Source organism: Pantoea sp. DY-15 (assembly GCF_019795935.1).
GTDB lineage: Bacteria > Pseudomonadota > Gammaproteobacteria > Enterobacterales > Enterobacteriaceae > Pantoea > Pantoea leporis.
The window spans coordinates 257,830-284,532 of the sequence record NZ_JAIMIF010000003.1 but is presented as its reverse complement, the minus strand read 5'-3'; the positions used below and the strand labels follow the sequence as shown (position 1 = coordinate 284,532).

General features: G+C 55.1%; 29 protein-coding genes, 1 tRNA gene and 1 pseudogene. 6 read left to right on the top strand and 25 right to left on the bottom strand.

Annotation, left to right across the window (positions count from 1 at the left end):
- Window positions 1–17 precede the first annotated feature (17 nt).
- The 5 genes from K5Y32_RS13960 to prmB all read right to left on the bottom strand — a co-directional run bounded on the left by K5Y32_RS13960 (window position 18) and on the right by prmB (window position 4,333).
- Complete coding sequence (locus K5Y32_RS13960) at window positions 18–563, bottom strand: elongation factor P hydroxylase (protein ID WP_222184601.1); 546 nt, start codon at window positions 561–563, stop codon at window positions 18–20.
- A 66-nt stretch (window positions 564–629) separates the two neighbouring features.
- Window positions 630–1,427, bottom strand: a complete 798-nt coding sequence (locus K5Y32_RS13955) for a sulfite exporter TauE/SafE family protein (protein WP_222184599.1) — start codon at window positions 1,425–1,427, stop codon at window positions 630–632.
- 8 nt (window positions 1,428–1,435) lie between these two features.
- Window positions 1,436–2,263, bottom strand: a complete 828-nt coding sequence (gene mepA, locus K5Y32_RS13950; RefSeq protein WP_370635109.1) for a penicillin-insensitive murein endopeptidase — start codon at window positions 2,261–2,263, stop codon at window positions 1,436–1,438.
- A 5-nt stretch (window positions 2,264–2,268) separates the two neighbouring features.
- The gene (gene aroC / locus K5Y32_RS13945; RefSeq protein ID WP_101763624.1) at window positions 2,269–3,354 is read right to left on the bottom strand and encodes a chorismate synthase; all 1,086 of its coding nucleotides are present in this window, start codon (window positions 3,352–3,354) and stop codon (window positions 2,269–2,271) included.
- A 46-nt stretch (window positions 3,355–3,400) separates the two neighbouring features.
- A complete protein-coding gene (prmB, locus tag K5Y32_RS13940; RefSeq protein WP_110866547.1) occupies window positions 3,401–4,333 on the bottom strand; it encodes a 50S ribosomal protein L3 N(5)-glutamine methyltransferase in 933 nt (310 codons plus the stop codon).
- Between the two features lie 160 nt (window positions 4,334–4,493).
- Here prmB and smrB point away from each other — a divergent pair, with 160 nt between their 5' ends.
- Window positions 4,494–5,042: an endonuclease SmrB gene (smrB, locus tag K5Y32_RS13935; RefSeq protein ID WP_222184597.1), complete on the top strand. Its 549-nt coding sequence runs from the start codon at window positions 4,494–4,496 to the stop codon at window positions 5,040–5,042.
- Window positions 5,043–5,096: 54 nt separating this feature from the next.
- On the opposite strand, the gene sixA is transcribed toward smrB, so the two are convergent.
- The 4 genes and pseudogenes from sixA to K5Y32_RS13915 form a co-directional block, all read right to left on the bottom strand.
- The gene (gene sixA / locus K5Y32_RS13930; RefSeq protein ID WP_101763719.1) at window positions 5,097–5,579 is read right to left on the bottom strand and encodes a phosphohistidine phosphatase SixA; all 483 of its coding nucleotides are present in this window, start codon (window positions 5,577–5,579) and stop codon (window positions 5,097–5,099) included.
- A 195-nt stretch (window positions 5,580–5,774) separates the two neighbouring features.
- Entirely contained in the window at window positions 5,775–7,904 is a 2,130-nt protein-coding gene (fadJ, locus tag K5Y32_RS13925) for a fatty acid oxidation complex subunit alpha FadJ (protein WP_222184595.1), read from the bottom strand.
- Window positions 7,904–9,212: pseudogene (fadI, locus tag K5Y32_RS13920) on the bottom strand (acetyl-CoA C-acyltransferase FadI). Before fadI ends, fadJ begins: the two are co-directional and overlap by 1 nt.
- Window positions 9,213–9,378: 166 nt before the next feature.
- Window positions 9,379–9,675 (bottom strand): YfcZ/YiiS family protein, encoded by a 297-nt coding sequence (locus K5Y32_RS13915; RefSeq protein WP_222184593.1) that lies wholly within the window; start codon window positions 9,673–9,675, stop codon window positions 9,379–9,381.
- 359 nt (window positions 9,676–10,034) lie between these two features.
- On the opposite strand from K5Y32_RS13915, the gene fadL reads away from it, so the two are divergent.
- Window positions 10,035–11,318, top strand: a complete 1,284-nt coding sequence (fadL, locus tag K5Y32_RS13910; protein ID WP_222184592.1) for a long-chain fatty acid transporter FadL — start codon at window positions 10,035–10,037, stop codon at window positions 11,316–11,318.
- Window positions 11,319–11,365: 47 nt separating this feature from the next.
- Here fadL and mlaA read toward each other — a convergent pair whose 3' ends face one another.
- Genes mlaA through ccmA form a run of 10 tightly spaced genes read right to left on the bottom strand, consistent with a single transcriptional unit; the run spans window position 11,366 to window position 19,124 of the window.
- Window positions 11,366–12,133, bottom strand: coding sequence for a phospholipid-binding lipoprotein MlaA (gene mlaA / locus K5Y32_RS13905; protein WP_101763617.1), 768 nt, complete (start codon window positions 12,131–12,133; stop codon window positions 11,366–11,368).
- A gap of 35 nt (window positions 12,134–12,168) precedes the next feature.
- A complete protein-coding gene (gene ccmI / locus K5Y32_RS13900) occupies window positions 12,169–13,380 on the bottom strand; it encodes a c-type cytochrome biogenesis protein CcmI (RefSeq protein ID WP_222184590.1) in 1,212 nt (403 codons plus the stop codon).
- A complete protein-coding gene (locus K5Y32_RS13895) occupies window positions 13,380–13,835 on the bottom strand; it encodes a cytochrome c-type biogenesis protein (RefSeq protein ID WP_101763615.1) in 456 nt (151 codons plus the stop codon). Before K5Y32_RS13895 ends, ccmI begins: the two co-directional genes overlap by 1 nt.
- Window positions 13,832–14,389, bottom strand: coding sequence for a DsbE family thiol:disulfide interchange protein (locus tag K5Y32_RS13890; protein ID WP_101763614.1), 558 nt, complete (start codon window positions 14,387–14,389; stop codon window positions 13,832–13,834). Before K5Y32_RS13890 ends, K5Y32_RS13895 begins: the two co-directional genes overlap by 4 nt.
- Window positions 14,386–16,344 carry a heme lyase CcmF/NrfE family subunit gene (locus tag K5Y32_RS13885; RefSeq protein ID WP_110866543.1) on the bottom strand — a complete coding sequence of 653 codons (1,959 nt, stop codon included), beginning with the start codon at window positions 16,342–16,344 and terminating at the stop codon, window positions 14,386–14,388. The genes K5Y32_RS13890 and K5Y32_RS13885 overlap by 4 nt, the downstream gene beginning before the upstream one ends.
- The gene (ccmE, locus tag K5Y32_RS13880) at window positions 16,341–16,826 is read right to left on the bottom strand and encodes a cytochrome c maturation protein CcmE (protein WP_008101293.1); all 486 of its coding nucleotides are present in this window, start codon (window positions 16,824–16,826) and stop codon (window positions 16,341–16,343) included. Before ccmE ends, K5Y32_RS13885 begins: the two co-directional genes overlap by 4 nt.
- A complete protein-coding gene (gene ccmD / locus K5Y32_RS13875) occupies window positions 16,823–17,056 on the bottom strand; it encodes a heme exporter protein CcmD (protein ID WP_110866542.1) in 234 nt (77 codons plus the stop codon). Before ccmD ends, ccmE begins: the two co-directional genes overlap by 4 nt.
- The gene (locus K5Y32_RS13870; protein WP_222184588.1) at window positions 17,053–17,793 is read right to left on the bottom strand and encodes a heme ABC transporter permease; all 741 of its coding nucleotides are present in this window, start codon (window positions 17,791–17,793) and stop codon (window positions 17,053–17,055) included. Before K5Y32_RS13870 ends, ccmD begins: the two co-directional genes overlap by 4 nt.
- 57 nt (window positions 17,794–17,850) lie before the next feature.
- Window positions 17,851–18,510 (bottom strand): heme exporter protein CcmB, encoded by a 660-nt coding sequence (ccmB, locus tag K5Y32_RS13865; protein ID WP_137386223.1) that lies wholly within the window; start codon window positions 18,508–18,510, stop codon window positions 17,851–17,853.
- On the bottom strand, window positions 18,510–19,124 hold the full coding sequence (gene ccmA, locus K5Y32_RS13860; RefSeq protein WP_192411448.1) for a cytochrome c biogenesis heme-transporting ATPase CcmA: 615 nt from the start codon (window positions 19,122–19,124) through the stop codon (window positions 18,510–18,512). Before ccmA ends, ccmB begins: the two co-directional genes overlap by 1 nt.
- 243 nt (window positions 19,125–19,367) lie before the next feature.
- Between ccmA and K5Y32_RS13855 the strand changes: the two genes are divergently transcribed.
- Together K5Y32_RS13855 and K5Y32_RS13850 are read left to right on the top strand one after the other, a co-directional pair.
- A complete protein-coding gene (locus tag K5Y32_RS13855) occupies window positions 19,368–20,282 on the top strand; it encodes a formate/nitrite transporter family protein (protein WP_137386225.1) in 915 nt (304 codons plus the stop codon).
- 87 nt (window positions 20,283–20,369) lie between these two features.
- A tRNA-Arg gene (locus K5Y32_RS13850) sits at window positions 20,370–20,444 on the top strand.
- A 20-nt stretch (window positions 20,445–20,464) separates the two neighbouring features.
- Here K5Y32_RS13850 and K5Y32_RS13845 read toward each other — a convergent pair.
- The 3 genes from K5Y32_RS13845 to K5Y32_RS13835 form a co-directional block, all read right to left on the bottom strand.
- A complete protein-coding gene (locus tag K5Y32_RS13845; protein ID WP_137386226.1) occupies window positions 20,465–20,674 on the bottom strand; it encodes a hypothetical protein in 210 nt (69 codons plus the stop codon).
- Between the two features lie 25 nt (window positions 20,675–20,699).
- Window positions 20,700–20,951, bottom strand: coding sequence for a hypothetical protein (locus K5Y32_RS13840; RefSeq protein ID WP_210081370.1), 252 nt, complete (start codon window positions 20,949–20,951; stop codon window positions 20,700–20,702).
- 187 nt (window positions 20,952–21,138) lie between these two features.
- On the bottom strand, window positions 21,139–22,008 hold the full coding sequence (locus tag K5Y32_RS13835; RefSeq protein ID WP_222184586.1) for an AraC family transcriptional regulator: 870 nt from the start codon (window positions 22,006–22,008) through the stop codon (window positions 21,139–21,141).
- A 180-nt stretch (window positions 22,009–22,188) separates the two neighbouring features.
- Here K5Y32_RS13835 and K5Y32_RS13830 point away from each other — a divergent pair, with 180 nt between their 5' ends.
- On the top strand, window positions 22,189–23,088 hold the full coding sequence (locus K5Y32_RS13830; protein WP_222184584.1) for a DMT family transporter: 900 nt from the start codon (window positions 22,189–22,191) through the stop codon (window positions 23,086–23,088).
- 38 nt (window positions 23,089–23,126) lie between these two features.
- Here K5Y32_RS13830 and K5Y32_RS13825 read toward each other — a convergent pair whose 3' ends face one another.
- Window positions 23,127–23,366, bottom strand: a complete 240-nt coding sequence (locus tag K5Y32_RS13825) for a hypothetical protein (protein ID WP_008101313.1) — start codon at window positions 23,364–23,366, stop codon at window positions 23,127–23,129.
- 269 nt (window positions 23,367–23,635) lie between these two features.
- Here K5Y32_RS13825 and K5Y32_RS13820 point away from each other — a divergent pair, with 269 nt between their 5' ends.
- A complete protein-coding gene (locus tag K5Y32_RS13820; protein ID WP_222184582.1) occupies window positions 23,636–24,850 on the top strand; it encodes an MFS transporter in 1,215 nt (404 codons plus the stop codon).
- A gap of 516 nt (window positions 24,851–25,366) precedes the next feature.
- Here K5Y32_RS13820 and K5Y32_RS13815 read toward each other — a convergent pair.
- Entirely contained in the window at window positions 25,367–25,648 is a 282-nt protein-coding gene (locus K5Y32_RS13815; RefSeq protein ID WP_154190406.1) for a membrane lipoprotein lipid attachment site-containing protein, read from the bottom strand.
- Between the two features lie 251 nt (window positions 25,649–25,899).
- Entirely contained in the window at window positions 25,900–26,703 is an 804-nt protein-coding gene (locus tag K5Y32_RS13810; protein WP_222184580.1) for a hypothetical protein, read from the bottom strand.

The following is a 26,703-nucleotide window of genomic DNA, read 5'->3' as shown; positions in this document are numbered from 1 at the left end:
CTTATAACCTTCGCGGATTACAGATCTTCCGGCCAGGGGAATTGTGCCGCCGTCAGCGCCGGCGTGCCGTAATAATTCGTCAGTGCATCAATGAAGCGAGCTGGTCGTGCCGGAATGCCCTGCTCCAGATACGTCATCACCTGCGCATGAACCTTGCGCTGAAACGCAATGCGATCTGGCTCACAATCGCCTTCGAGATTGTCACAACTTACGTTGAAGGGAAAGCCCGCCGCCACGCAGAATAACCACTCCAGCGCCTGCGGTTTTACCTCAACCGATTCGAACTGGCTCTGCGTTTGCGCATCGCGTCCGTCCGGACAATACCAATAACCAAAATCCACCAGCTTGCGGCGCGCTTCACCGGCAATGCACCAGTGGGAAATTTCATGCAGTCCGCTGGCGTAGTAGCCGTGCGCGAACACCACGCGATTCCACGGTGAGGTTTCATCCGCTGGAAGATAAATAGGTTCGTCGTCGCCTTTAATTAGACGGGTCTGAAAATCGTCAACGAAGCAGCCATCAAAGATGGCAATCAGCTGATCGTAATGGTGTGTTGTACTCATAATTTTTAATCTTTAAAAAAACCGGCGCCATTGTCGCATTGGCAGCCGGTCTTGACGAGTGTTGGATTACAGCGTGGCCAGCCAGGCCATCAGTTCTGCGCCATGACTGTCCCATAACAATTTAGCGCTCATTACCGCAGAAACGATCACTACCATGGGGCGAATCAGTTTCTGACCACGGCTCAATACCAGCCTGGCGCCGAGGCGCGCGCCGATAAAGGCGCCGAGCAACATAATCGCGCCGGTGCCCCACACCACTTTTCCGCCGAACATAAAGAACAGCAAACTGCCAAAATTCGAGGTGAAATTTAGGATTTTGGCGTGGGCGGTGGCTTTCGCCAGATTGAAGCCACACAGCGTAACAAAGGCCAGCGCATAGAACGAGCCGGCGCCGGGACCAAAGAAGCCGTCGTAAAAGCCGACGCAGCCGCCGCCTACCAGCGCATAGGGCAAACCGTGCAGACGACGTTCGCGATCGGCTTCACCCAAACGCGGCATCAGCAGGAACCACAAACCGATGCAGATCAGCAGCAGCGGTAAGATTTGGCGCAGTACATCCGCTTGTAAGTGCTGAATCAAAATGGTCCCAGCAATCGCGCCGAGGAAGGTCATGGCGATATTCAGCCACTGCTCGTTCAGCTTTACCGCGCCGCGACGAATGAAGTAGAGGCTGGCAGAGAACGAACCACCGACCGATTGCAACTTATTGGTGGCTAACGCCTGCGCTGGAGAGAGTCCGGCCGCCAGCAATGACGGCACGGTAAGCAATCCACCACCGCCCGCGATCGAGTCGATAAATGCCGCCAGCATTGCCACAAAAAAAAGCACGCCAACGACTAGCGGGCTGACAACAAACCAATCCATTGAGATACCTACAGAAGATGTTTATCTAACAGCGCCTGACAGGACGGCGGTAGTGGCGGCGGCGTTTTCTTCACCGGCGGCGTGCTGCCTGGTTTTTTCGGCAGGAACCAGCTATCCAGCTCTGCGCCACAGCCATCGCCTGCCGGTTGAGGCGCCTGATCTTCACACTCCAGACTGCCCGCCGGACAACGCAAACGCACATGCATGTGCGCGCGATGGGCAAACCACGGACGTACCTTATTCAGCCACGCGCGATCGCTACCGGCATCGGCACAAAGCTGCCGCTTAATCGCTGGATTGACGAAGATACGCGTTACTTCGTCGTCTTTCGCTGCCAGTTTAATCAGGCTATCAATTTGTGGTTGCCAGTGACGTGCGATCACCTGCTTATCATCGGCAGAAACCAGATCGAGCGGCTGCGGCTTGAGCAATTGCTGCGCCGTCCAGCGGGTTTTCGGCAGCTGCAGCCAGATATCGACATCCAGACCCGTTTGATGGCTGGCGTGGCCGCTGCTAAAACGGCCGCCCGCCGCCATGCCCATATCGCCAATCAGCACTTGCCCCAGCTGAAGCTGATGAACCTGGGTGCTGAGACGCTGAATAAAGGCAATCAGATCGGGATGGCCGTAATAACGACGCTGATCCTGGCGCATCACCTGATAATTGGGTGAGTTAAGCGGCAGCTGTTGCGCACCAACAATACAGCCATTGGCGAAGCCGCCAATCGACTGCGGGCTGCCGGCAATCGGCTGATGAATTTGCTGCCACGGCGTGGCGGCAACGGCGGCCGCACTGCATAGCAGCGCGGCACAGATAATGAGCAGACGGCGCATCATCGGGTTTACCAGCGCGGAACGCTGCTGTTGACGTCACCGTTTTGCGCACGCTGGCGCAGCAGGTGATCCATCAACACAATCGCCATCATCGCTTCGGCAATCGGCACAGCGCGAATGCCGACGCAGGGATCGTGACGACCTTTGGTGATCATCTCGACTTCTTCACCCTCGCGCGTGATGGTGTTACCTGGCACGGTGATGCTGGAGGTCGGTTTCATCGCCAGATTGGCGCTGATGGTTTGGCCGCTGCTGATGCCGCCCAAAATGCCGCCCGCGTGGTTGCTTTGGAAACCGTTGGCACGAATCTCATCGCGATGCTGGCTGCCGCGCTGGTTGATCACCGCGAAACCGTCGCCGATCTCCACGCCTTTCACCGCGTTGATGCTCATCAGCGCATGCGCTAAATCCGCATCCAGACGATCAAATACCGGCTCGCCCAGGCCCGGCGGCACGTTCTCTGCCAGCACGGTAACTTTGGCGCCGATGGAATCGCCCTCTTTTTTCAGGCCGCGCATCAGCTCATCCAGCGCTTCCAGTTTGGAGGCATCCGGGCAGAAGAACGGGTTCTCTTCCACGATGCTCCAGTCTTTCAGCTCGCAGGCCACATCGCCAATCTGCGCCAGATAGCCGCGCACCACGATGCCGTGCTTCATCTGCAGATACTTCTTGGCAATCGCCCCTGCTGCCACGCGCATCGCGGTTTCACGCGCCGAAGAGCGGCCGCCGCCACGGTAGTCGCGCAGGCCGTATTTCTGCTCGTAGGTATAATCGGCATGGCCAGGACGGAACAGATCTTTGATGGTGCCGTAATCCTGTGAACGCTGGTCGGTGTTCTCAATCAGCAAACCGATTGAGGTTCCCGTCGTCACGCCCTCAAACACGCCAGACAAAATTTTCACCTGATCCGGCTCGCGGCGCTGCGTGGTATAGCGCGAAGTGCCAGGACGACGACGATCGAGATCGTGCTGGATGTCGGCTTCCGTCAGCGGAATGCCGGGTGGCACACCGTCAACGATGCAGCCCAGCGCAATACCATGCGACTCGCCAAAAGTGGTTACGCGAAAAACTTGTCCGATGCTGTTTCCGGCCATGCTGGTTCCTTGTTGCGATGTTGCGGGCGAGCGCTCGCCCTCTTATTTAGTCTTTGTAAAATGAGAAGTGATGCTGTGCCGCCACGATTTGCTCGCGCGTCAGCATAAACACGCCGTCACCGCCGTTATCAAACTCCAGCCAGGTAAACGGCACGTCTGGATACTGATCGATCATGTGCACCATGCTGTTACCCACTTCGCAAATCAGCACGCCTTGTTCGGTGAGGTAATCCGGCGCACAGGCCAGAATGCGACGCACCAGTTTCAGGCCGTCGCTGCCCGCCGCCAGACCCAGTTCCGGCTCGTGGCGATATTCGTTCGGCAGATCGTCCATATCTTCCGCATCCACGTACGGCGGATTGGTGACGATCAGATCGTATTTCACCGGCGGCAAGTTGCGGAACAGATCGGCGCGGATTGGCGTGACGTGGTTCAGCAGGCCGTGCTCTTCAATGTTCTGCTCGGCGACAGCCAGTGCATCGGTGGAGATATCGACTGCATCCACTTCCGCTTCCGGGAAGGCGTAAGCGCAGGCAATGGCGATGCAGCCGCTGCCGGTACACATATCCAGAATGTGATGAGGCGAATCGCTGATCAAACCGGCAAAGCGGTTCTCAATCAGTTCACCAATCGGTGAACGCGGCACTAATACGCGCTCATCAACGTAAAATTCGTGGCCGCAGAACCAGGCTTTGTTGGTGAGATACGCCACCGGAATACGCTCGTTGACGCGGCGAATCACGCGCTCAACAATGCGATGACGCTCGCTGGCAGTCAGGCGCGCATTGCGCATATCTTCTGGAATATCCAGCGGCAGCCACAGCGTTGGAAGAACCAGTTGGACTGCTTCGTCCCAGGGATTATCCGTGCCGTGGCCGTACCAAATGCCTGCCGCCGAAAAACGGCTGACAGCCCAGCGCAGCATGTCCTGAATGGTGTGCAGTTCATTCACTGCCTCATCGACGAATATCTTGTCCACGTAGCCCTCCGCAGGCCATAAAATCAATCGGCCGATAGTGTGCCACGAAGCCGGGCAGAATTCAGCGCAGCGAGGCGAAAAAGCTGACATTTGTTAACAGTAACGGTTAAGGTATGCCACCGGCTGTTTAACCAGCCTTTTCTGACCCAATCACAGAGCCATGAGTAAGAAAACGCCGCTAAGCCAGGACGATCAGCAGATGTTCCGCCAGTTAATGAGTGGAACCCGCAAGCTGAAACAGGACACTATCGTGCATAAACCGGTAGTGAAAACGCGCGAAGTACCGCTTAAACGCCTGCTTTCAGAACAGGTTGATAACAGCCATTATTTTTCAGACGAGTTTCAGCCGTTGCTGTCGAGCGAAGGTCCGGTGCGCTACGTGCGCGCGGATGTCAGCCATTACGAGCAGAAGAAATTGCGTCGTGGCGATTACACGCCAGAAATTTTTCTTGATCTGCATGGCTTAACGCAGATGCAGGCCAAGCAGGAACTCGGTGCGTTGATTGCCGCCTGTCGCCGCGAACATCTGTTCTGCGCCAGCGTGATGACCGGGCACGGCAAACACATCCTCAAGCAGCAAACACCGCTGTGGCTGGCACAACATCCGCATGTGATGGCATTTCATCAGGCACCGAAAATGTTTGGCGGCGACGCCGCATTGCTGGTGCTGATAGAGGTAGAAGAGTGGCAACCGCCTGAACTGCCGTAAAAGCTGCGGTAAAAAAGGATAGGGCCGCATTTGTAAGCGGCCCATAGAGCGGAATTACATCGCTTTAGCCAATTTTGACGGGCTGACCTGCCACTCCAGCTTGCCTTCGCAGGCCTCTGCATCAAAGTTCACACAGGCTATTGCCGAGGTCGCGAACATCGGCGGCGCTTCCTGCGGGCAGAGTTCAGACACCAGATAACCCACCAGCGGCAGATGCGAAATCACCAGCGCCGATTTAACCCCTTTTTGTGCCAGCGCCTGCAGATAGCAGGCCACCATGCCTGGATCGCCGCCCGGCGTCAGTTCCGGCAAGACATCCTGCCCTTCTGGCAATTTCAGGGTTTCGCGCACCGTGGCGAGCGTTTGCTCGGCACGCAGGTAAGGACTGACTAATACCCGATCAATTTCTGGCGTTTTGCCGTTGAGCCAGCTCGCCATCGCTCTCGATTCATCACAGCCACAGAGTGTGAGAGGTCGAACGGAATCACTCGCTGCTTCCAGAGCTGCATCGCCATGACGCATGATAAAAACTTGCATAAAGCACCGCTGTTGTTTGTCGATATCGGCCGGTACCACAGCACCAGACGCTTCATTCTGCGAATGAACGGTGTGTTTTACCCCAATGGCTTCAGTATAGTCAACCGGTTGTTTATTAAATAAGCATATCTCAGAATGGTGCCGCGCTTGCCGCTGCGCGGCCCGCTGACTAACCCGCTGAATCTTTGCGCCTATTCACGATTGTGCAGAAGTGTAAAAATTCGTTTGCTGTTCTGACATTGCGATCAACGCCTCACTCGGCGCAAAACGCTCGCCATGTTGCTGCATTAATGACCTTAATGCTTTGACGATATCGCCAATGCCGCGCTGATCCATATAGCGGAACGGACCGCCAAGGAACGGCGGAAAACCGATGCCAAATACCGCCGCAATATCGCCATCACGCGCGTTGCGGATCACCGCTTCATCAAGACAGCGTGCCGCTTCGTTCAGCATCATCAAGACGCAGCGCTCAGCGATCTGCGCTTCGCTCTGCCTTGCCTGCGGTTTGATATTCAGCAGTGAATAAAGGGAAGCATCGACTTTGCGTTTTCCCGGCCAGCGCGAACGTTGATAGAGGTAAAACCCTTTGTGATTTTTGCGCCCTTTTCTGCCGTCGGCCAGAATGGCGTTCGCGGCGTTGGGGGCGCTGAAACGTAAACCGTAAGCCTGCTCAAGAATCGGGCTGATTTTGCTGCCGACATCAATGCCCACTTCATCCAGCAGCTGCAGTGGCCCAACCGGGAAACCAAACTTCACTAGAGCGCGATCGATATGCTCAATCGGCTCACCTTCCTGCAAGCAGTGCATCGCTTCATTTATATAGGGCGCGAGAATGCGGTTAACGTAAAAGCCGGGACGATCCGCCACCACCACCGCCGTTTTGCCTTGCTGTCGCGCCAGCTGCACGGTGTTCGCCAGCGTTTGCGCCGAGGTGTTGGCATGCGGAATCACCTCCACCAGCGGCATTTTGTCCACCGGGCTGAAGTAGTGCAGGCCGATAATATTTTCTGGTCGCTGCGCATTGGCGGCAATGTCGGCAATCGGCAGCGACGAGGTATTGGAAGCGAAAATGGTGTGCGGCTGGCAATGGCTTTCGATTTCCCTGACCATCTGCTGCTTGAGCGCCAGATCCTCAAATACCGCTTCAATCACCAGATCGCGCTGGCTGAATCCCTGATAATCGGTGCCGCCGCTGATGCGCGCCATCTGCTGCTGACGTTCGGCGGCTTTTAGCTGACGCCGCTTCACCTTGTTGCTCAGCAGATCCCAGCTGTATTGCAGCGCATGATTCACGCCATTGAGATTGATATCTTTAATACGCACCGGCAAACCGGCTTTCAGCGCCGTAACGCTGGCGATGCCGCCGCCCATCAAACCGCCGCCGAGCACGCCAATCTGCTTCAGCACTTGCGGCTCGACACTGGCCATCGACTCTTTCTTTAAGGCAGTCGAGGCGAAGAACAAACTGCGCAGCGCGGCCGATTCAGGCGTCATCGCCAGTTGGCCAAAGGCGCGCGCTTCCGCTTCGTGTCCGGCGCTGCTGCCCTGCTCCAGACCGATGCGCACCACGTCAAGGATGCGCTCGGCCGCTGGATAGTTGCCCTGGGTTTTGCTGTGGGTTTGCCGCTGCGCCAGCGAGAACAGCACCTGACGCGCAATCGGTCCCTGCAGCAAACGATCGCGGCGCGAAAGCTCCCGGCGCGCGCCTTTTCCTTTATGTACGCGCGCAATCGCCGTTTCCAGCAAAATTGGTTGCGGCACCGCGTCATCGACAATCCCGAGCTTAAGCGCCTGTTTAGCGCGCAGCTGTTTGCCGGTAAGGATCAGCGGCAGCGCCTGCTGTACGCCAATCAGGCGCGGCAAACGTTGCGTACCGCCAGAACCCGGCAGCAGACCGAGCTGTACTTCCGGCAAACCGAGGCGCGTTTTGTCATCCAGCGAACAGATGCGCGCATCGCAGGCCAGCGCCAGTTCCAGACCGCCGCCGAGGCAGGCACCGTGAATCGCCGCCACCACTGGAAACGGCAGCGCGGCAATCATCGCCATCACATCTTGTCCCTGCTTTGCCAGCGCCTCAGCTTCCTGCGCCGTTTTGCAGTTGGCGATCATGCTGATATCCGCACCAGCAACAAAGTTGTCTGGCTTGCCGGAGATCAACACTAATCCAGCCAACTGCTGATGGCTGCGCGCTTCGTCCAGCACCGCTTTGATCTGCGGCACAAACTCGGCCTTCAGCGTGTTCATCTTCTCGCCCGGCACATCGATGGTGATCACACCAACGTGGTCGAGGCGCATGTGTAAATGAAAGGCGGATTCACTCATTATTCGGCCTCCAAAACCATTGCCGTGCCCAGGCCGCCCGCCGCGCAGGCGGTGACCAATCCCAATCCGCCACCGCGCCGCCGCAGTTCCTGCAGCGTTTGCGTGATCATGCGTGCGCCAGTGGCGGCAAACGGATGACCATAAGCAATCGATCCGCCAAGCACGTTAAAGCGTTCTTCATTGACTTCACCTAACGCATGCGGACGATTCAGCACCTCGCGCGCAAAGCGTTCGTCACGGAACATTTTCAGGTTGGCTAAGGTTTGTGCGGCAAAGGCTTCGTGCATATCAATCAGCGTCAGATCGTTGAGCGTGATGCCGGCGCGCTCCAGCGCCAGCGGCGAGGCGTAGGCCGGTCCAAGCAGCATATCCTGCCAGACATCAATCGCCGTAAAAGCATAGCTGCGCAGATAGCCGAGCGGCTGAATGCCGAGTTCGCGCGCGCCCTTCACGCATCAGGATCACCGCTGCGGCACCATCGGTCAGCGGCGTGCTGTTGGCGGCGGTCACCGAACCGTGGCGACGATCAAACGCCGGGCGCAGTTTGGCGTAATCGGCGGCGCTGGCGTTGAAGCGAATATTGTTGTCCTGCTCGATGGGCGCTTTCCACGGCGGCACAAATGCGGGCATCACTTCCTGACTTAACACGCCCGATTGCCAGGCGCGCGCCGCATGCTGGTGCGAACGCAGGGCTAACGCGTCCTGCTGTTCACGCGTAATGCCGTGACTTTTCGCCATCTGCTCGGCGGTATCGCCCATGCGTAATCCGGTAGAATACTCCGCGACCGCCGGTGGCACCGGCAACAGATCGCGCGGACGCAAACGACGCAGGATGCTGAGTTTTTGACTGAAGCTGCGCGCTTTGTTGAGATCCACCAGCGCACGCGCCAGAGTTTTACTGACGCCAATCGGCAGCACCGAGGATGAATCCGCGCCACCGGCAATGCCGGCATCGATGGTGCCAGCCATTAAACTTTCCGACACGTTTGCCACCGCCTGAAAACTGGTGGCGCAGGCGCGGCTAACGCTATAGGCATCGGTATGCACGCCTAATCCGCTGCTCAGAACAATTTCACGCGCAATGTTGGGTGCTTCCGGCATCTGCACCACCTGACCAAACACCAGTTGATCGATAATCTCGACCGGTAATTCGCTGCGCGCCATCAGTTCGCTGATCACCATGCGCCCCAGCTCCAGCGCGGGAATGCCGTGGAAATCTGTAGCCTGGCGGGCAAAAGGGGTGCGTAATCCGTGGGTTATGGCGATACGTTCGCCCTGACGCGTCAGCAGCGGCTGCGCTTTGCTCATTGCAATCACCTGTATTTTTCGACCGGGGCATCATTGCCAAACAGGTCTGACCTGATCATCAGTGTTAACTAAGTGTTGCTAAGTAGCCAATAAGCAGAGGAAAAAAGTGCGAGGGAATACACGAAAATGAGTTAAGGCTGCCGAAGGGGTTTCGGCAGCGGCATGATTAGCGTAGGCCGAGCTGGAAAATCAGGGTTTCGGCCTGGCAGGCAAAGGTGAAGTCGATAGACAAACGCACCGCGTCGCCTTCATTGACAAAATCCGCGCGAATATCGCAAGGATCGGATTCCACCTGACGCGCGCGTTCAGTCAAATGCGCCAGCATCGCTTCCGCCGCATGGCGATCGGTAAACACGCCAGACCAGCTTGCGGTGCAATCGGTGTTATCCATCACGGTTCCCACATCGACACAGCAGCAAGCCGCCGTTTCGTTGGCATTACAATTTTTAATGGCATCAGTCATGATTCTCTCCTGACGATAATTTCAACATGATCGGATTATTTTCTGCCGCAAAGTGTACGCCTGCTGCGTTTTCACATCCACGATCAAGCCGCTAAGTGACGAATATCACACTAAAAATTGATCCACAGCAAAATTGAACGCTATGTTTAAGTCGAACCGCTAAGATTTTGTTAAGCAGATCTGATTTTATCGATCAAATCAGAAATATTTAAAAAACAATATTGCAACAAATATACAGGTCGGACCTATACTCGTCGCACTGGTCTGATATGTGGTTTTGCCATCAGTCCCTACAATTCGCCGCTCTTTGTTACGCGACGTAACAACGTTAAATAATAAATCTAGATGAGGTTGTGGTCATGAACCATAAAAACCTGTTTGCAAAGTCAGCTGTGGCAGCTGCAGTAACGCTCGTCTGTTCTCATGTTTACGCCGCGGGCTTTCAACTGAATGAATTCTCAGCAATTGGTTTAGGTCGTGCATATTCCGGCGAAGGTGCGATGGGTGATACCGCCGCCTCTGCCAGCCGTAACCCGGCAACCATGGCGTTAATGGATCGCCCTTCTTTCTCTATCGGCGCGGTTTATATTGATCCCGAAGTGGATATTAGCGGTCAGAGCCCGACTGGTCGCAGCCTCGATGCCAAAAATATCGCCCCAAATCAGTGGATCCCTAATCTTCACTATGTGCACCCAATTAACGATCAGTGGTGGATTGGTGCATCTGCGACCTCCAACTATGGTCTGGCAACCGAATTTAATAACGGCTATACCGCAGGAGGTTATGGCGGCAAAACCGACCTGATGACCGGTAATTTTAATATCAGCACCGCTTATCGACTGAATGAGAATTTCAGCTTCGGTATCGGATTTGATGCGGTCTACGCAAAAGCGAAAATTGAGCGTTATGCCGGTGAAGCAGGTGCCGTTGCAGGATTGCCAGCCGATACCCAGATTGCGCATTTAAAAGGTGATGAATGGGGTTACGGCTGGAACGCCGGCATCCTGTACGAAGTGGATAAAAATAACCGCTTTGGCTTTACCTACCGCTCAGAAGTAAAAGTCGACTTTGATGGCGACTACAAAAGCAACATCCCCACCGCCTTTAACGGTACACCGCAGGCACTGGCTTTAGGCCTGCCTTACGGCACCAGCGGCACCACGATTCCAGGTTCTCTGACTTTGAATCTGCCAGAGATGTGGGAAGTGTCCGGCTGGCATAAAGTGGCGCCGCAATGGGCGGTTCACTATAGCCTGACTTATACCAGCTGGAGTCAATTCCAGGAGTTGAAAGCCACCGGCAGCAATGGCCAGACGCTGTTCTATAAGGATGAAAGTTTCCACGATGCCTACCGTATCGCGTTGGGTACCACTTACTTCTACGATGATAACTGGACCTTCCGTACCGGTATCGCCTTTGATGACAGCCCGGTTCCGGCCGATAAGCGTTCTATCTCTATCCCGGATCAGGATCGTCTGTGGCTGAGTGCCGGTGCGTCTTACGCCTTCAATGAAGATGCTTCTGTCGACCTGGGTATTTCTTACATGCACGGTCAGAAAGTCACCGTGAAAGAAGGCCCGTATACCTTTAACTCTGAAGGTAAAGCCTGGCTGTACGGCGCGAACTTTAACTACAAGTTCTGATACGTAGCTTGATAAAAAAAGGCGACTCATTGAGTCGCCTTTTTGTTTTATTCGGAGTCGATATCTTTCAGATCATCCTGAATCGCACTGGCGTTCGGATTATCTTCCGGCTTCAGCTTACCGCCGTTGGCAATAAAGTCATGTCGCTGGAAGTAGGCATTACGAATAAAGGCGTACGGATCTTGCTGCTGACGCAAAATGGCGTCCGAATCCAGCAACTGCGCACGGGTTTCAATCCCTTCCAGCGTCCATTTACCTACCGAGATCGGCCAGCTCAACCAGCTTAAGACCGGATAGAGCGTATCAACGAAGTCACCGCCATCTTCACGGATGGTGAAGCTACCGTAGGCCGGCAATTCAACATACGGGCCGTAACCCACGCCATAACGTCCCAGCGTGCTACCAAAGCGATGCGGCACTTCACGCGCCAGTGCCGGATTGGCTTTGCCCGCCACGTCGATAAAGCCACCCAGCCCTAACACGGTGTTCAGGAAGAAGCGGGTGAAGTGGATGCCTGCCTGGCGCGGTTCACCCACCAGAATGGCGTTGACCATGCTGGCGGGCTCTTCAACGTTGGATAACACATTACTGATGCCGCTACGAGCCGGCACCGGCACATAATCGCGCCAGGCGACTGCCACCGGACGCAGAACATACGGATCCAGCACGTTGTAGTTGAAGTTAAACATCGTGCGGTTAAAGCCTTCCAGCGGATCGCTGCGCTGCGCAGGTTCCGTATTTTCAGCCGGTTTTGAGCTGGCACAACCCACCAGCAGTAAGCTGGCTAACGCCAAACCGGTCAGGCGGTTATTCATTCTTCTCTCCCTGTGCGGATCAGTAAGGTATCGCTTCAGGGCTGCTGTTGATTAATTTCCACAGCCAGTTGCTGATGACCATCCCAGGGTGTAACTGCGCTTAAACCCAACCAGTCGCCAGACTGTGGATTGGCACTGCCATCGCGCGAAATGCGCACCCTGACTTGCACCTGATGCTGTGCCGAAAGCAGGCGATCGGGCATCATGGCATTGCTGTCATCGAGCGTGAGCGATAACGGGAAGTGGCTCAGCGGTAAACGCTTTACAGCCACAGGCACCGGTGAAACACCGTCAGACACAGAAATATACAACACTCCGCCTTGCGGTAACATTTTTTCTGCCTGCGGCGTCAAACTCACCGTCAATGCCAGGCTGCTATTTTGCTGTCCCGCGTCGGTTTTCGCTTGTTCAATGCTGCGCTCGATCATGGTGATGCGGCGATCGCCTGCCGGTAACAGTTTCAGCATCACCTGCCACGCACCAATCGCCTCGTTGTACTGCTGCTGTTCGAAGGCGTTAAACGCCAGCAGACTCAGCGTACGCACATCGCTGTGATCGCGTTTAAGCAGCGCTTTCAGCAACACGTTGGCCTGACGGTTATCCTGCGGATCGCTGGAGCGCGTCAGCACTTCGGCATAATCCTGCTGCAGTTCGATGTTGTCTGGCGCCAGCTGTAGCGCATGTTCAAATGCCTGGCTGGCATCGGTGGCGTTATTCAGCACCATCCCTAAGCGGCCCAGCATCGCCCAATCGTTGAGGTTTGAAGAGTCATTTTGCAGCGAGCTGCGCAGACCCAGCTGCAGACGCGCCAGCTCTTCCATGGTCAGCGGCTTAGCCTGGGGATCCATCACGCGCGCGCGTAAGGCAGGATACTCTTGTTGCACGCTAACAAACGCGGTTTGCTGCGTGAGTCCGCCGGTTTTCAGATACACGCCAACCGATACCACCAGCAGCACAATCACGCCCGGCAGCAACACCCAGCGACTGCTGCGATGAATGGTCGCGGCATCCTGCTGCGGCACATCGGTTAACAGCGTTTGTTGCAGTTCGCGCACCATTTCCGGGCGCTCAGCCACCACGCCCTCTTCTTCATCACGCTCCAGCTCACGCAGGCGCTGCTGATAGAAATCGGTGTTGAGACGATCGCGATCGCCACTGCTGGCCTCGCGCTGACGCCAGCCAGAACGCAGAAACAGCGCAATAGCCGCCAGCAGTAAAATAATCAGGGTAATCCAGAATCCAGTCATTACGGCTTCCCGTCACGCTTGAGTAACGCCGCAAGGCGCTGTTGTTCACTGTCGTCGAGTTCGCTACGCGCTTTGCCACGACGATTACGCAGAATAATGATCAGCGCGCCCAACACCACAAACAGCGCTGGACCCACCCACAAAATTAGCGTGGAAGGCGTTACCGGCGGCTCATACGTCACGAAATTACCGTAACGCGCCACCATGTAATCAATGATCTGCTGGCGGCTTTCGCCCTGCTTCATCAACTCGTAGACTTTGAGACGCATATCCGACGCGATCATCGCATTGGAATCGGCAATGCTGTTGTTCTGGCATTTCGGGCAACGCAGCGATGCGGTGAGATCGCGGTATTGCTCTTCCTGCTGCACCGAATCGAACTGATACGTATCAATCGCCGCCCACAGGCTGGTGCTGAGCAGAATGCCCGCTAACAGTAGAAGCAGCCGTTTCATACGCCCGCCTCCTTGTTGTATTTGTCCCACAGCGGTTTCACTTCTTCGAGCCAGACACGATCGTTCATGTCGCCTGCGTGGCGATAACGAATGATCCCTTTGCCGTCGATCAGGAAGGTTTCCGGTGCGCCGTAAACGCCGAGATCGAGACCGAGCATCCCGTTGCCGTCATACAGGCTGAGCGCATAAGGATTGCCCAGCGTGTTCAGCCAGGTCACCGCTTTGGTGCGATCGTCTTTATAGTTGAGGCCAACCACGCGAATGCCTTTTTCCGCCAGCGTGTTGAGGTATTGATGCTCCGCGCGGCAGGTTGGGCACCAGGTTGCCCAGACGTTGAGCAGAATCGGTTTGCCGTCGGTCAGCACCTGCTGATCATAGATTTTGCCGGGTTGATCCAGCGCTTCCAGTTTGAATACGGGTACCGGTTTGCCGATCAACGCTGATTCGAGACGCGTTGGATCATCGCCGTTGGCGTTGCGCGACAGCTGCCATAGCAGCGCTGCGGCCAGCAGCAAAAACAGAACTAACGGGATAAACAGGATTTTTTTGTTCATGCCAGCTCCTCGCGCTGCTCTTTTTTGCGTGAGCGATAGCGCGGATCGAACAGGCAGAACAAGCCGCCCACCGCCATAAACACGCCGCCGAACCAGATCCAGCGCACAAACGGTTTGTAGTAAATCCGCACCGCCCACGAACCGTCATCCAGCTCTTCGCCCAGCGCCGCATACAGATCGCGGGTGAAACCGCCGCTGATTGCCGCTTCGGTCATCATGGTGCGCGCGGCTGCATAGAAGCGTTTTTCCGCCTGCATCACCGCTTCCAGCTTGCCGTTACGCGTCACTTCAATCACCGCCACGCCGCCGCTGTAGTTCGGCCCTTGCAGGTTGCGCACGCCGTGGAAGGTAAAGTGATAATTGTGAATATCTACGGTGTCGCCCGCCTTCATGCGCACATCACGCTCAACGCTGTATTGGGTGCTAAAGGCGATACCAACCACGGTCACCGCCACGCCTAAATGCCCCAGCACCATGCCCCAATGGCTGCGCGATAGATGTCGTAAACCTTTGAAGAAAGAGTGGCGATGGGTGGCGCGCTCGTGCAGTTCCATCAACGTCAACATAATCACCCAGATCGACATCAGCAGGCCGATAACCGTCATCGCCTCAATGCGATCCTGCAGCAGCCACGGCAGGGCGATCGACAGAATCAGCGTCACCAACAGGCCCACGCCAAGGCGTTTCCACAGTTTCTGTGGTTGGTCACGACGCCAGCGCACCAGCGGACCGATACCGAGCATCAGCGCGAGCGGTGCCATCAGCCAGGTAAACATGGTGTTGAAAAACGGTTCGCCCACCGAGATGCTGCCGAGACCGAGCTGTTTATGCACCAGCGGCAGCAGCGTACCGAGTAACACCACCAGCATCGCGGCGATCAGCAGCACGTTATTACCCAGCAGGAAGGATTCGCGTGACCAGGCTTCGCTCTGTACGCGGCTGCGCACCTGACCGCCTTTCAGCGCGTACAGCAGCAGCGAGCTGCCAATCACAATCACCAGGAAGGCGAGGATAAACATGCCGCGCGCCGGATCGGAGGCGAACGAGTGCACGGAAACCAGCACGCCGGAGCGCACGAGGAAAGTGCCAAGCAGGCTTAACGAGAACGCGGTAATCGCCAGTAACACCGTCCAGGACTTGAAGCTGCCGCGCTTTTCCGTCACCGCCAGCGAGTGCATCAGCGCGGTACCAGCCAGCCACGGCATAAAGGAGGCGTTTTCGACCGGATCCCAGAACCACCAGCCGCCCCAGCCGAGTTCGTAATAAGCCCACGCCGAACCGAGGACGATACCGATAGTCAGGAAGACCCACGCGGCGGTAGTCCACGGACGTGACCAGCGCGCCCATGCGGTATCCAGACGTCCGGCCATCAGCGAGGCAATAGCAAACGCAAAGGCCACCGAGAAGCCGACGTAACCCATGTACAGCAGCGGCGGATGGAAGATCAGCCCGATATCCTGCAGCATCGGGTTGAGATCGCGCCCGTCAATCGGGAAGTTTGGTAAGGTGCGGGTAAATGGATTCGAGGTGAGAATGATAAACAGCAGGAAACCAAGGTTAATCATGCCCATCACCGCCAGCACGCGTGCTAGCGCATCCTGCGGCATCCCGCGACTGAAGATCGCCACCGCCAGCGTCCAGGTGCTGAGCAACAGCACCCACAACAGCAGTGAACCTTCGTGCGCACCCCAGGTTGCCGCGATGCGATAATAGACCGGCAGCAAGGTGTTGGAGTTGGTGGCGACATAGCCAACGGTAAAGTCATTCACCACAAAGGCGTGCACCAACACCACAAAAGAGGCGGCGACACAGATAAACATGCCCCAGGTCAACGGGCGCGCCATGGCCATCAAACGCGCATCCTGCCGCGCAGCGCCCCACAACGGATAGACGCTCAACAGGAGCGCTAAAGCCAGCGCCAGACACAGCAGAAAGCTACCAATTTCCGGCATCATGATTGCGCACCCGACTGCTGATAGGCTGCTGCAGGTCCTGTGTGATTCTTCTTCATGGCATCTTCAATTTCGGGAGGCGTATATTTTTCATCGTGTTTCGCCAGCACTTCTTTGGCGTTCACCAGATTGCCCTCTTCCAGCACGCCTTGCGCTACCACGCCTTGCCCTTCACGGAACAGGTCCGGCAGAATGCCTTCATAGGTCACACTGACCACGCCGTTGGCGTCATACAGTTTGAAAGAGACGGCGAGCGTTTTCGGATCGCGCTTTACGCTGCCCGGCATCACCATGCCGCCAATGCGCAAGCGCTGGCCCGGCTCAGGCTTCTGATGATCTTCACCTTTGCCGTTGATAATTTCACTCGGGGTATAAAAAAGGTCGATGTTGGAACGCAGCGCGTACATCACCAGCGCGGTCGCCAGGCCAAGCCCGATCAACACCGCGATCGCCACATAGAGGCGATTACGACGACGGATATTCACACGGATTCTCCCGCTGCTCCACTGGCAGCTTTTTTCGATTTAGCCGCGCGAATGCGGCGATCCCTGGACTGACGCTGGCGAATTTCCGCCAGCAAACGGCGGCGGAACAGCACGGTGTGCAGCACCAGACCGAATAACGGGATCAACGTGAGGATAACGGCGAGCCAGACGTAAAAGGCATAGCCGCCCATGGCGAAGAAATCGCTCCACGATGCAAAGGCTGGCGTCATGATTTGCTTACTCTCTGCGCCACATCAATCGCCCACGGACGATGACGCTCGGTGAATAGAATCAAATTGCGCAGGCGCATTAAGGTCAGCGCACCAAACACCAGCAGGTAACCGAGAATGGACCAGCGCAGCGGTGTGCGCATGCTTGGATCGATAGCCTGCTGCAGAATGCCTGATGAGCCCTGATGCAGCGTGTTCCACCATTGCACCGAGAAGTGAATGATCGGCAGATTAACCACGCCAACCAGAATCAAAATGCCGGCGGCGCGCCCGGCGGTGCGGCGGTCTTCAAAGGAGTGATACAGCGCGATAACGCCCATATAGAGGAACAGCAGCACCAGCTCAGATGTCAGGCGTGCATCCCAGATCCACCAGGTTCCCCACATCGGTTTACCCCAGGCGGAGCCGGTAATCAGCGCGATAAAGGTGAACACCGCGCCAATCGGCGCCATCGCCGCCGAGACCAGATCGGCCATCTTCATCTGCCACACCAGGCCGATAAACGCCGCGATTGCCATTGACGCGTACACGCCCATCGACCACATCGCTGCAGGCACGTGAATGTACATAATCCGGAAGCTGTTGCCCTGCTGATAATCCGCCGGTGCAAAGCCGAAGCCCCAGACCCAGCCGAGTAACAGCGTGCCAAAACCCAGCACAGCGAACCACGGAATCAAGCGACCGCATAGCTGGTAAAGCCGCTCAGGCTTTGCCCACTGGTGTAACCATTTCCACATTTTGCATAGCTCACAATAAAGAGAATTCAGGTTTCGACCGCTCTGGGGCGGCACGAATTAATGCAGACTGATACGCAAGGCCGCTGCCGTCGCGAACGGCGACAGCGTTGCGCTTACCGCCAGCATCGCGCCAAGAATCGCCAGATAACCCCCGATCGGCAATCCCATTCCGGCGGCATCAATCGCCGCGCTGGCAAATATCAAAACCGGTATCGACAACGGCAATACCAGTAAACTCAGTAATACGCCGCCGCGCCGCAACCCAACGGTTAATCCGGTACCAATCGCGCCGAGAAAACTCAGCGTTGGCGTGCCAAGTAATAACGTCAATGCCATCGCGCGCCAGCTGGCAAAATCCAGCGACAGCAACAATGCCGCCAGCGGCGACAATAAAATCAGCGGTAGCCCGGTAATCAGCCAGTGAGCAATCACTTTGCCCAGCACCGTGATCGGCAGCGGCGTCGGCAACAGAAGTAGTTGCTCAAGCGAACCATCAAGAAAATCGTCACGAAACAGCCGTTCCAGCGCCAGCAATGAGGCCAGTAACGCGGCAACCCACGCCACGCCCGGCGCAATGCGCGCCAGCTGCTGTGGCTCCGGTCCGATACCTAACGGAAACAGCGTGATAACAATCAGGAAAAACCACAGCGGATTGATCACTTCCCCGCCGCTACGAAAGGCGATTTTTAATTCACGCTGAATGACCCGGCCTAACATCAAGCCCACTCCGAAGTAAGACGAATTTTACGCACGCGCGCGCTGTGATCGGGCAGATCCTGATGCGTGGTCAGAATCACCGCTCCGCCGTTATCGGCATGGCTGACGAATCGCGCCATTAATTTTTCCACACCGCCTTTATCGATGGCGGTTAAGGGTTCATCGAGGATCCATATCGACGCTGGGCTAAGCCATAAGCGTGCTAATGCCACGCGCCGCTGCTGTCCGGCGGAGAGTTGTGCCACCGGCACCTCTTCAAAGCCCAGCAGATCGACCTGCTCAAGCGCGGCAAAAATCGCGTCTTCTTTGCTGCTACCGTGCCAGAAATGCAGGTTCTCTAGCGGTGAGAGTACCGATTTCACGCCGGGATGATGGCCAAGATAGAGCAGATTTTGTTGCCATACTTCGCGCTGTTGACGAAGGGGCTGTGACTGCCACGTTACGTCGCCCTCTTCCGCCCGGCTTAATCCGGCCAGCAGGCGCAACAGCGAAGTTTTCCCGGCTCCGTTTGGCCCTTCAATTTGCACAATGTCACCCGGTTGCACGCGGAAGCTCAACCCATGAAACAAGGTTCGCTCATCACGAACGCATGAGAGATTAATGACTTCAAGCATAGAAGGGAGAATCGCGGCAATGAATGAGGCGGGGATAATACCACATTGAATCTGTGGGCCGAAGTCTGTGAGCTGGCTCCCACTTACCCCAAATGGGGTATTCGTGCGCCCCAGATCAACAAATTGCTCAAAAATCCAACTCAGTTAAAATTTCGTTACTCTTAATTTGAATCTTCGTAACAAATCGACCTTGCAAAAACCAGCTACGCTTATGACGCAATGGCATTATCACCTGAGGAAAACATGAAACAATCACCATCGATTTCAAACAGTGACAACGATGTAGAGAGTGATGAGAAGGAGCAAGGTAAGGAGATAGAAGTCGATGAAGATGCCCTGCCCTCGCAGGCTGCGGCGATTCATGAAGAGATACGCCAGGATGGGGAAAAAGAGCTCGAGCGTGACGGCATGGCGCTGCTCTGGTCCGCGGTTGCGGCGGGACTGTCAATGAGCGCTTCGCTGATGGCGAAAGGCATTTTTCAGGTCCATCTTAAAGGCGTGCCGGGCGCATTTTTACTGGAAAATTTGGGTTATACCTTTGGCTTTGTCATCGTGATTATGGCGCGCCAGCAACTGTTTACCGAGAATACCGTTACCGCCGTTTTGCCGGTGATGCACAAACCGACCGGCAGCAACTTTGCGCTGCTGTTACGGCTCTGGTGCGTGGTGCTGCTCGGCAATCTGATTGGCACCGCATTGGGGGCGCTGGCCTTTAATCATATGCCAATATTCGACGATGCGACGCGTCAGGCCTTTACCGCCATCAGTGAAAAAGTGATGGTGAACTCACCAAGCGAAATGTTCGCTAATGCGGTGATATCAGGCTGGATTATCGCCACCATGGTATGGATGTTCCCGTATGCGGGTGGCGCAAAGATTGTAGTGATTGTGATGATGACCTGGCTGGTGGCGTTAGGTGATTTAGCGCATATCGTGGTCGGTTCGGTTGAGGTGCTATATCTGGTGTTTGCGGGCACGCTGCCGTGGTACGAATTCTTCTGGCCATTTGCCTTGCCTACGCTGCTTGGCAACATCACGGGCGGTACGCTGATATTTGCGTTGATCAGCCATGCGCAGATTCGTAACGATATGAGTGAAGCGGCGAAAGCCAAAGCGCGTGCGGAACAGAAGCGGAAAGAGAAGCAAAAACAGGCGTAAGCCTGGTCTTAAATTGCTGATAGATTGAGCAAACAACCGCTGCATAGTTAAAATCAGGTTCGCGGTGCGCTATACTGCGCGCCCGGCGTCTCCTTAGTTAAATGGATATAACGAGCCCCTCCTAAGGGCTAGTTGCAGGTTCGATTCCTGCAGGGGACACCAGATTTTCATCGTTCTCCCGCCTAAAACAGCCATCTCGCCAGAGCAAGTGTCAGTCCAGCGGTGCTCATTATTCCCGCCACAATCCATTTCGTTTGTTGATTTATCGCCTGATGAAGATCGCTTTTAGTGGCGTAGTTCGATTTAATCACCGCGATATCCGTTTTCATCAGCGCCATATCGGTTTTGATATCGTCGATATCCGCTTCAAGCTTTGAAACGCGCTTTTCCATGTTCACTCCTTGATCATCAATTCACTCAAAACAACCAGCGAGCCAGTGCCAGCGTCATACCTGCGGTACTCAGCATCCCCGCGACTATCCATTTTGTCTGTTTGCTCAACTCCTGATGAATTCTCCCAATATCCTGATGCACTTTGCCGATCTCCTGATAAAGATCGCTTTTGGTGACGTAATTCGATTTGATCACCGCGATATCCGTTTTCATTACTGCCATATCGGTTTTGATATCGTCAATATCCGCTTCCAGCTTTGACACGCGCTTTTCCATAATTACGGCCTCTTGTAACTTGTCATTGTAATCAATGTGATAGCTTAATTTTCCTGCAAAGCATCCTACTCCAAAATCCATGGAAAAAATGCCTCACTGAGTTTGAAAATGCTCAACTGAGAGATGTGTTCAGAAAAAAACAGGGGTTCTTGCAGCCGATTACAACGTTTTAAAAGTGAGATCGTAATCAGACTTGATCGTGGCGCCATGCCGATGGCGTCACGCCATGCAGCTGACGGAAGCGGTTACTGAAGTGACTCGAGGAGTGAAAACCGCAGCGCAATGCGATTTCTGTTAGCGGTAAATGGCTGAATTTCAGCAACTGCAGCGCCGCATCCATGCGGCGGCGCATCACATATTGATGCGGGGCCTCGCCAACGCTGCTGCGGAACATGCGGGCAAAATGGTATTCGCTCAGCGCCGCTTCAGCTGCCAGTTGCGCCAGCGTTAATGGCTGATCGAGCTGCGCATCAATATACGCCATGACTCGCCGCAACACGGCGGGCGCCAGTCCGCCACGCACCTGCGGCGCTTGCCATTGCACATCGCTGTAGCGTTGCAGCAGATGCGTCATCAGCAACGTTGATGCGCTGCTGAGCATCAATTGGTTCGCCGGCTGTTGCCAGTCGGTGCTCAGCAAGAAGTGGCGATATAGTTGAGTGATGCGATCGTCCGCCGCGAAGATCTTTTCATGCAGATTAAGCTGCGACGGACTGCGATCCCAAATCTGCTCGCCCAAATGCCGCAGATGTTCGTCGGTGCAATAGAGATGCACAAACGACAAATCGGCGCGAATATCCCACACCGATTCTACCCCGCTGGGCATCAGGCAAAAGCGATCCGGGCCGCCGCCGTTGCGCCAGCCGTTTTGAGTTTTATACCAGGTTTCATAGCCGTCGGCGGTATACAGGCTCAGCGTATGATGATCGCTAAGATTAGTGACGCGATCGCCGCTGTTAAACCAGGCCGCCAGCTTAATGCCGCTCGACAACTGCACACTGTCGCGCAGCTGCGCTTTGTGGCGCTGCAGCATGTTGAAGGTCTGGTAATCGGCCATGGTTCATATCACTCGAAGTTCATGAGCGCCCAGTGTACGGATCTCCGCAGACAGAAAACAGGCCACAGCCGGACACAGAAGTAAAAAGCGCAAGATTTTGCAATTGCCGCGCAAAAACGTGCAAGCCGCAGGTTGCTTTTCACGCCACACTGCGGGCCAGATTATGTCGGAGAGTGCGCTATGAATGTGATGTTATACCTTGCCGTGGTGATGATTTGGGGAACCACCTGGATTGCCATTTTCCTGCAGCAGGAAGCGGGCGATACGCCCGTTTTGGTGGCGGTATTTTGGCGTTTCTTACTGGCGTCGCTGGTGATGCTGGTGATCCTCAAACTGCTGCATCGGCTACGAACGCTGGATAAGCGCGATCATCTGTTTTGTCTGCTGCAGGGCTGCTGCGTGTTTGGCTTCAATTTTGTCTGCTTCTATCATGCTGCCGCGTGGATCAGCAGCGGACTGGAGTCGGTGATTTTCTCGATGGCCGTGCTGTATAACGCGCTTAACAGCTGGATCTTCTTCCGTCAGCGCCCATCGTTTCGCCTGTTACCAGCGGCGGTGCTTGGCCTGGGCGGTATTGTCGCGCTGTTCTGGAATGATATTCAGGCGGCGCATCCGGCTCCGCAGTTGCTGTGGGGCGTGGGCCTCAGCGCGCTTGGCACGCTGGGATTCTCTTTCGGCAATATGATTTCGCTGCGCCATCAACGCCGTCAGCGTGATGTGTTGACCACCAATAGCTACGCGATGCTGTATGGCGCTTTGGTGATGGCCGCACTGGCATTCATCAACGGCGATTCGCTGGCGCCAGCGCTGAATATGCAGTGGCTAGGCGCGATGAGCTACCTGGCGATATTTGGTTCGGTGGTAGGATTTGGTGCCTATTTCACGCTGGTGGGCCGTATTGGTGCCAGTCAGGCCGCTTACAGTACTTTGCTGTTCCCGCTGGTGGCGCTAACGCTCTCCACGCTTTACGAAGGTTATCACTGGCACAGTAATGCGATTGTCGGGTTGGTAATGATTCTGGCGGGGAATATGGTGATGTTTGTGCGCTGGCCGACGATGGGGCGATTACGGACCGCTTAAATAACGAGAGCGGGCATTGCGCCCGCTCTTTTGTTCCTCTAGCGCCAGCCCTGAACGCCGATATTGAGCTGGTGAGGTTTAGTTATGGCTTTTCTGGCAATCCAGTAAAGCAGGACGCGTTCATCATCTTTGTCGCGGTCGGCCATTGCCAGTAATTTCAGCGACAACGTGGATTTATTCACTGGTTGATGCTCATCGCTTAACTCGATCACCGCCTGACCGATAATGCAGCAAACCTCATCCTCATTTGACGCGGATTCATATGTTCGGTCTTTCATATTTCCTCCTCTTGAATGAATTCTAAGCCTGGCAAACATCCACAACTTTGCAGGCTATATGGCGCGATCGATACAAATGCTTACACATGGTTACCCGTGGCAACCGCTGCGGTTTAAATGACATCATTCGCTGTCATCACAATGTCATTCATACCCGTATAACTGCATTTCATTCCACCGTCCGGTTCATTCACGCCTCTGTTTCCCCCGCACGCGCGAGAGCAACTTATTATCTCCACAGATTCCGCTTTCTCGAGTGAGAGATAAAAATGACAACAGCAACCCCCGCGAATTACCAACGTACCCGCATGCTCACCCTTATTGGCACCATTATCACCCAGTTCGCTTTGGGCTCGGTTTATACCTGGAGCCTGTTTAACGGCCCGCTGGCAAATAAGCTGGATGCGCCCATCAGTGAAGTGGCTTTCTCGTTCGGTTTGCTCAGTCTTGGCCTGGCGATCGCTTCATCGCTTGCCGGGAAATTGCAGGAGCGCTTTGGCGTGCGCAACGTCACCATCGGTGCGGGCATACTGATGGCGGTAGGTTTCTGGCTGACCGCGCATGCCGATAATCTGATGATGCTTTACCTCAGCGCCGGGATTCTGGTGGGATTGGCCGATGGTGCTGGTTATCTGATGACGCTCTCTAACTGCGTGAAGTGGTTCCCGGAGCGCAAAGGGCTCATTTCGGCCTGCTCGATTGGTGCGTACGGTTTGGGCAGCCTCGGCTTCAAATTCATCTGCGGCGCACTGCTGAGTGCACAAGGTCTGGAGAATACCTTCATGATCTGGGGCGTGCTGGCGATGAGCATGATTATTGTCGGCGCGTTGCTGATGCGTGATGCACCGATGCAGAAGAGTGGCCGTAATACGCAGCTGGAAGCCAAAGATTATACGCTGGCGCAATCGGTGCGTTTACCGCAGTACTGGATGCTGGCGCTGATGTTCCTGACTGCCTGCATGAGCGGCCTGTACGTGATTGGCGTGGCGAAAGATATCGGTGAAGGCATGGTACATCTGAGCGCGCAAACCGCCGCCAATGCGGTCACGGTGATTGCGATTGCCAACCTCAGCGGGCGTCTGATTCTTGGTGTGCTGTCGGATAAAATGGCGCGCATCCGCGTGATTACGCTGGCGCAGATCGTCTCGCTGGTGGGGATGAGTATTCTGCTGTTCACCCATATGAGTGAATCGACCTTCTTCCTCTCCTTAGCCTGCGTAGCCTTCAGCTTCGGCGGCACCATTACCGTGTTCCCATCGCTGGTCAGCGATTTCTTTGGCCTGAACAACCTGACCAAAAACTATGGTCTGATTTACCTTGGCTTCGGTATCGGCAGCGTGCTGGGTTCGCTGGTTGCTTCCGCCTTTGGCGGCTTCACCGTCACCTTCAGCCTGATTATGACCTTACTGGTGATTTCGCTGGTGTTGTCGCTGAGCATTCGTATGCCAAATCGCCAAAACGTGGCAGAACCTTTACTGCAATAATTAAGTTCGCTGGGATGCCGCATTAATACTCGGCATCCCATTTCTCCATAATTGATCCACAATAACGCATTAATTGAGAACCACTATTATTAAGCCTTGCCTTTCGGAGGAATCTCGTTATTATTATCAGGCATTCGGCTTATTCCGATTGGTTTATTTTACCCCGCGACTTTTTTAGCATTTAATTGACACACTTCGTAATACATCCCGCAATAACTCTACATTTCCTGCATCTTCACTCCACTATTCCCCTGTAATCTGACGTCATTGGAACAGAGGAGGACTCTCCATGAAGAAAGTTATTAAGCTTGCATCGGTTGTAGCCATTATGACGATGTTGAGTGGCTGTATTATCGATCATCATCGTGGAGGCGGCGCCCCAGGTTGGGGCCATCATGGTGGCGGAGGCTGGCATCATGGGCACGGCGGTTATGGACACCGCAGATAGTTGGGCAAAGCACACACAGCAAATAATAAGAAAATAAAAAAGGGCGGGAAATTATCCCGCCCTATTTTTTAGCTTTTTACCGCGTAATTACATTGATACCAGGCTTTCTTTAGTCCGGGCAAATGGCTATTTTGCGACGGCAGTGATTCCACCTTATCAAATCCACGCTGACTGCAATAATTCGCAAGGTCGATCTCCATTGCGTCTTTATTCAGCGTGTGCGGATCGTAACGATACTGCACGGTATTTGAGCTGGTATCTTCATCGACACGCTCAAATCCTCCTGGTTTGCTGACGCTACAACCGGCCAGCATAAAAAGCGCCATTGCGCTAATAAGCATTTTTTTCATTAGGGTTTCCTCTAAAACGTCGCAGTCTAAAATGCAACGCCGCGCTTATCTATAGGATTAAAGCGCGAAATGTCCGGGATTATTGAAGCTTTCGCCAATCAAATCGATAAAACCAAACGGTTTCCCTTATCAACTTAGCGGTGCGATTATGTACCCAGACAAAGCGAAGTCTGCACCACACCAGGTGAGTTAATAATAAACATACTGATAGTGACCTTCATGCCCGCGCTGAGCGGGCTTTTTTTTGCCCGCTAACCGGTAAGGCTGACCATCTTACGTAAAAGATTGGCCGCTTGTTTGTCAGGCAATGCGAGAATGCCGCTGTAGAGATCAATCGACATCGCGCACATTGCGCTGCGATCAACCGCAGTATCCGCCGGCATGTTCAGCTGTTGCAGCCGATCGCCCCACTTGCCATACAGCTTTTCCACCACGCTTTGCAGATCGCGCTGCGCCGCAGCCTGATCCAGCGGCTGTTCATTGCCAGTGCTTTGCTGCAGCAGCGTTTCGAGCGCCTGCGCATCGCGCTGATTCAGTTCCGGTGACAGCACCTGTTGCAAATTGACGCCGCCATTCACCTGCGGATAGAGGAAGCGGAAGCAGCGCTGCGGTTCCTGCTGCTGCAACGCCTGCATCTCCTCGACCGAGACACGGATGTAGTCAATGATCGCCGCATCGCTGGCTCTTGTCAGACGTTGATTGACCAGATCCATCAACCAGCCGCGCATATCCCCCAACGCCTGATCGGCGGGAACGCCTTCCAGCCGTTTATGCAGCAGTTCGCGATTGAGCAACTGCCACAAGGCCGGTTCCTGAATTTTTAGCAGGCGATAACCGGGCGCGAGGCTGAGTTGGGTTGCCACCTCTTCCACCAGTGCCTGACGCTCCTGACGCGGATGCAGCCAGCTGAACCACAGCAGATTCGCCAGTATTAGCGGCAAGATAAATAACAGCACGCCTTGCCACAGTCGCAGCGAGGTGGTGCGCACCAGCAGAATAATAATGATCGCCAGCAGCGCGAACGCCGCTAGCGTAATCGGAAAAAGCGAGAGCAT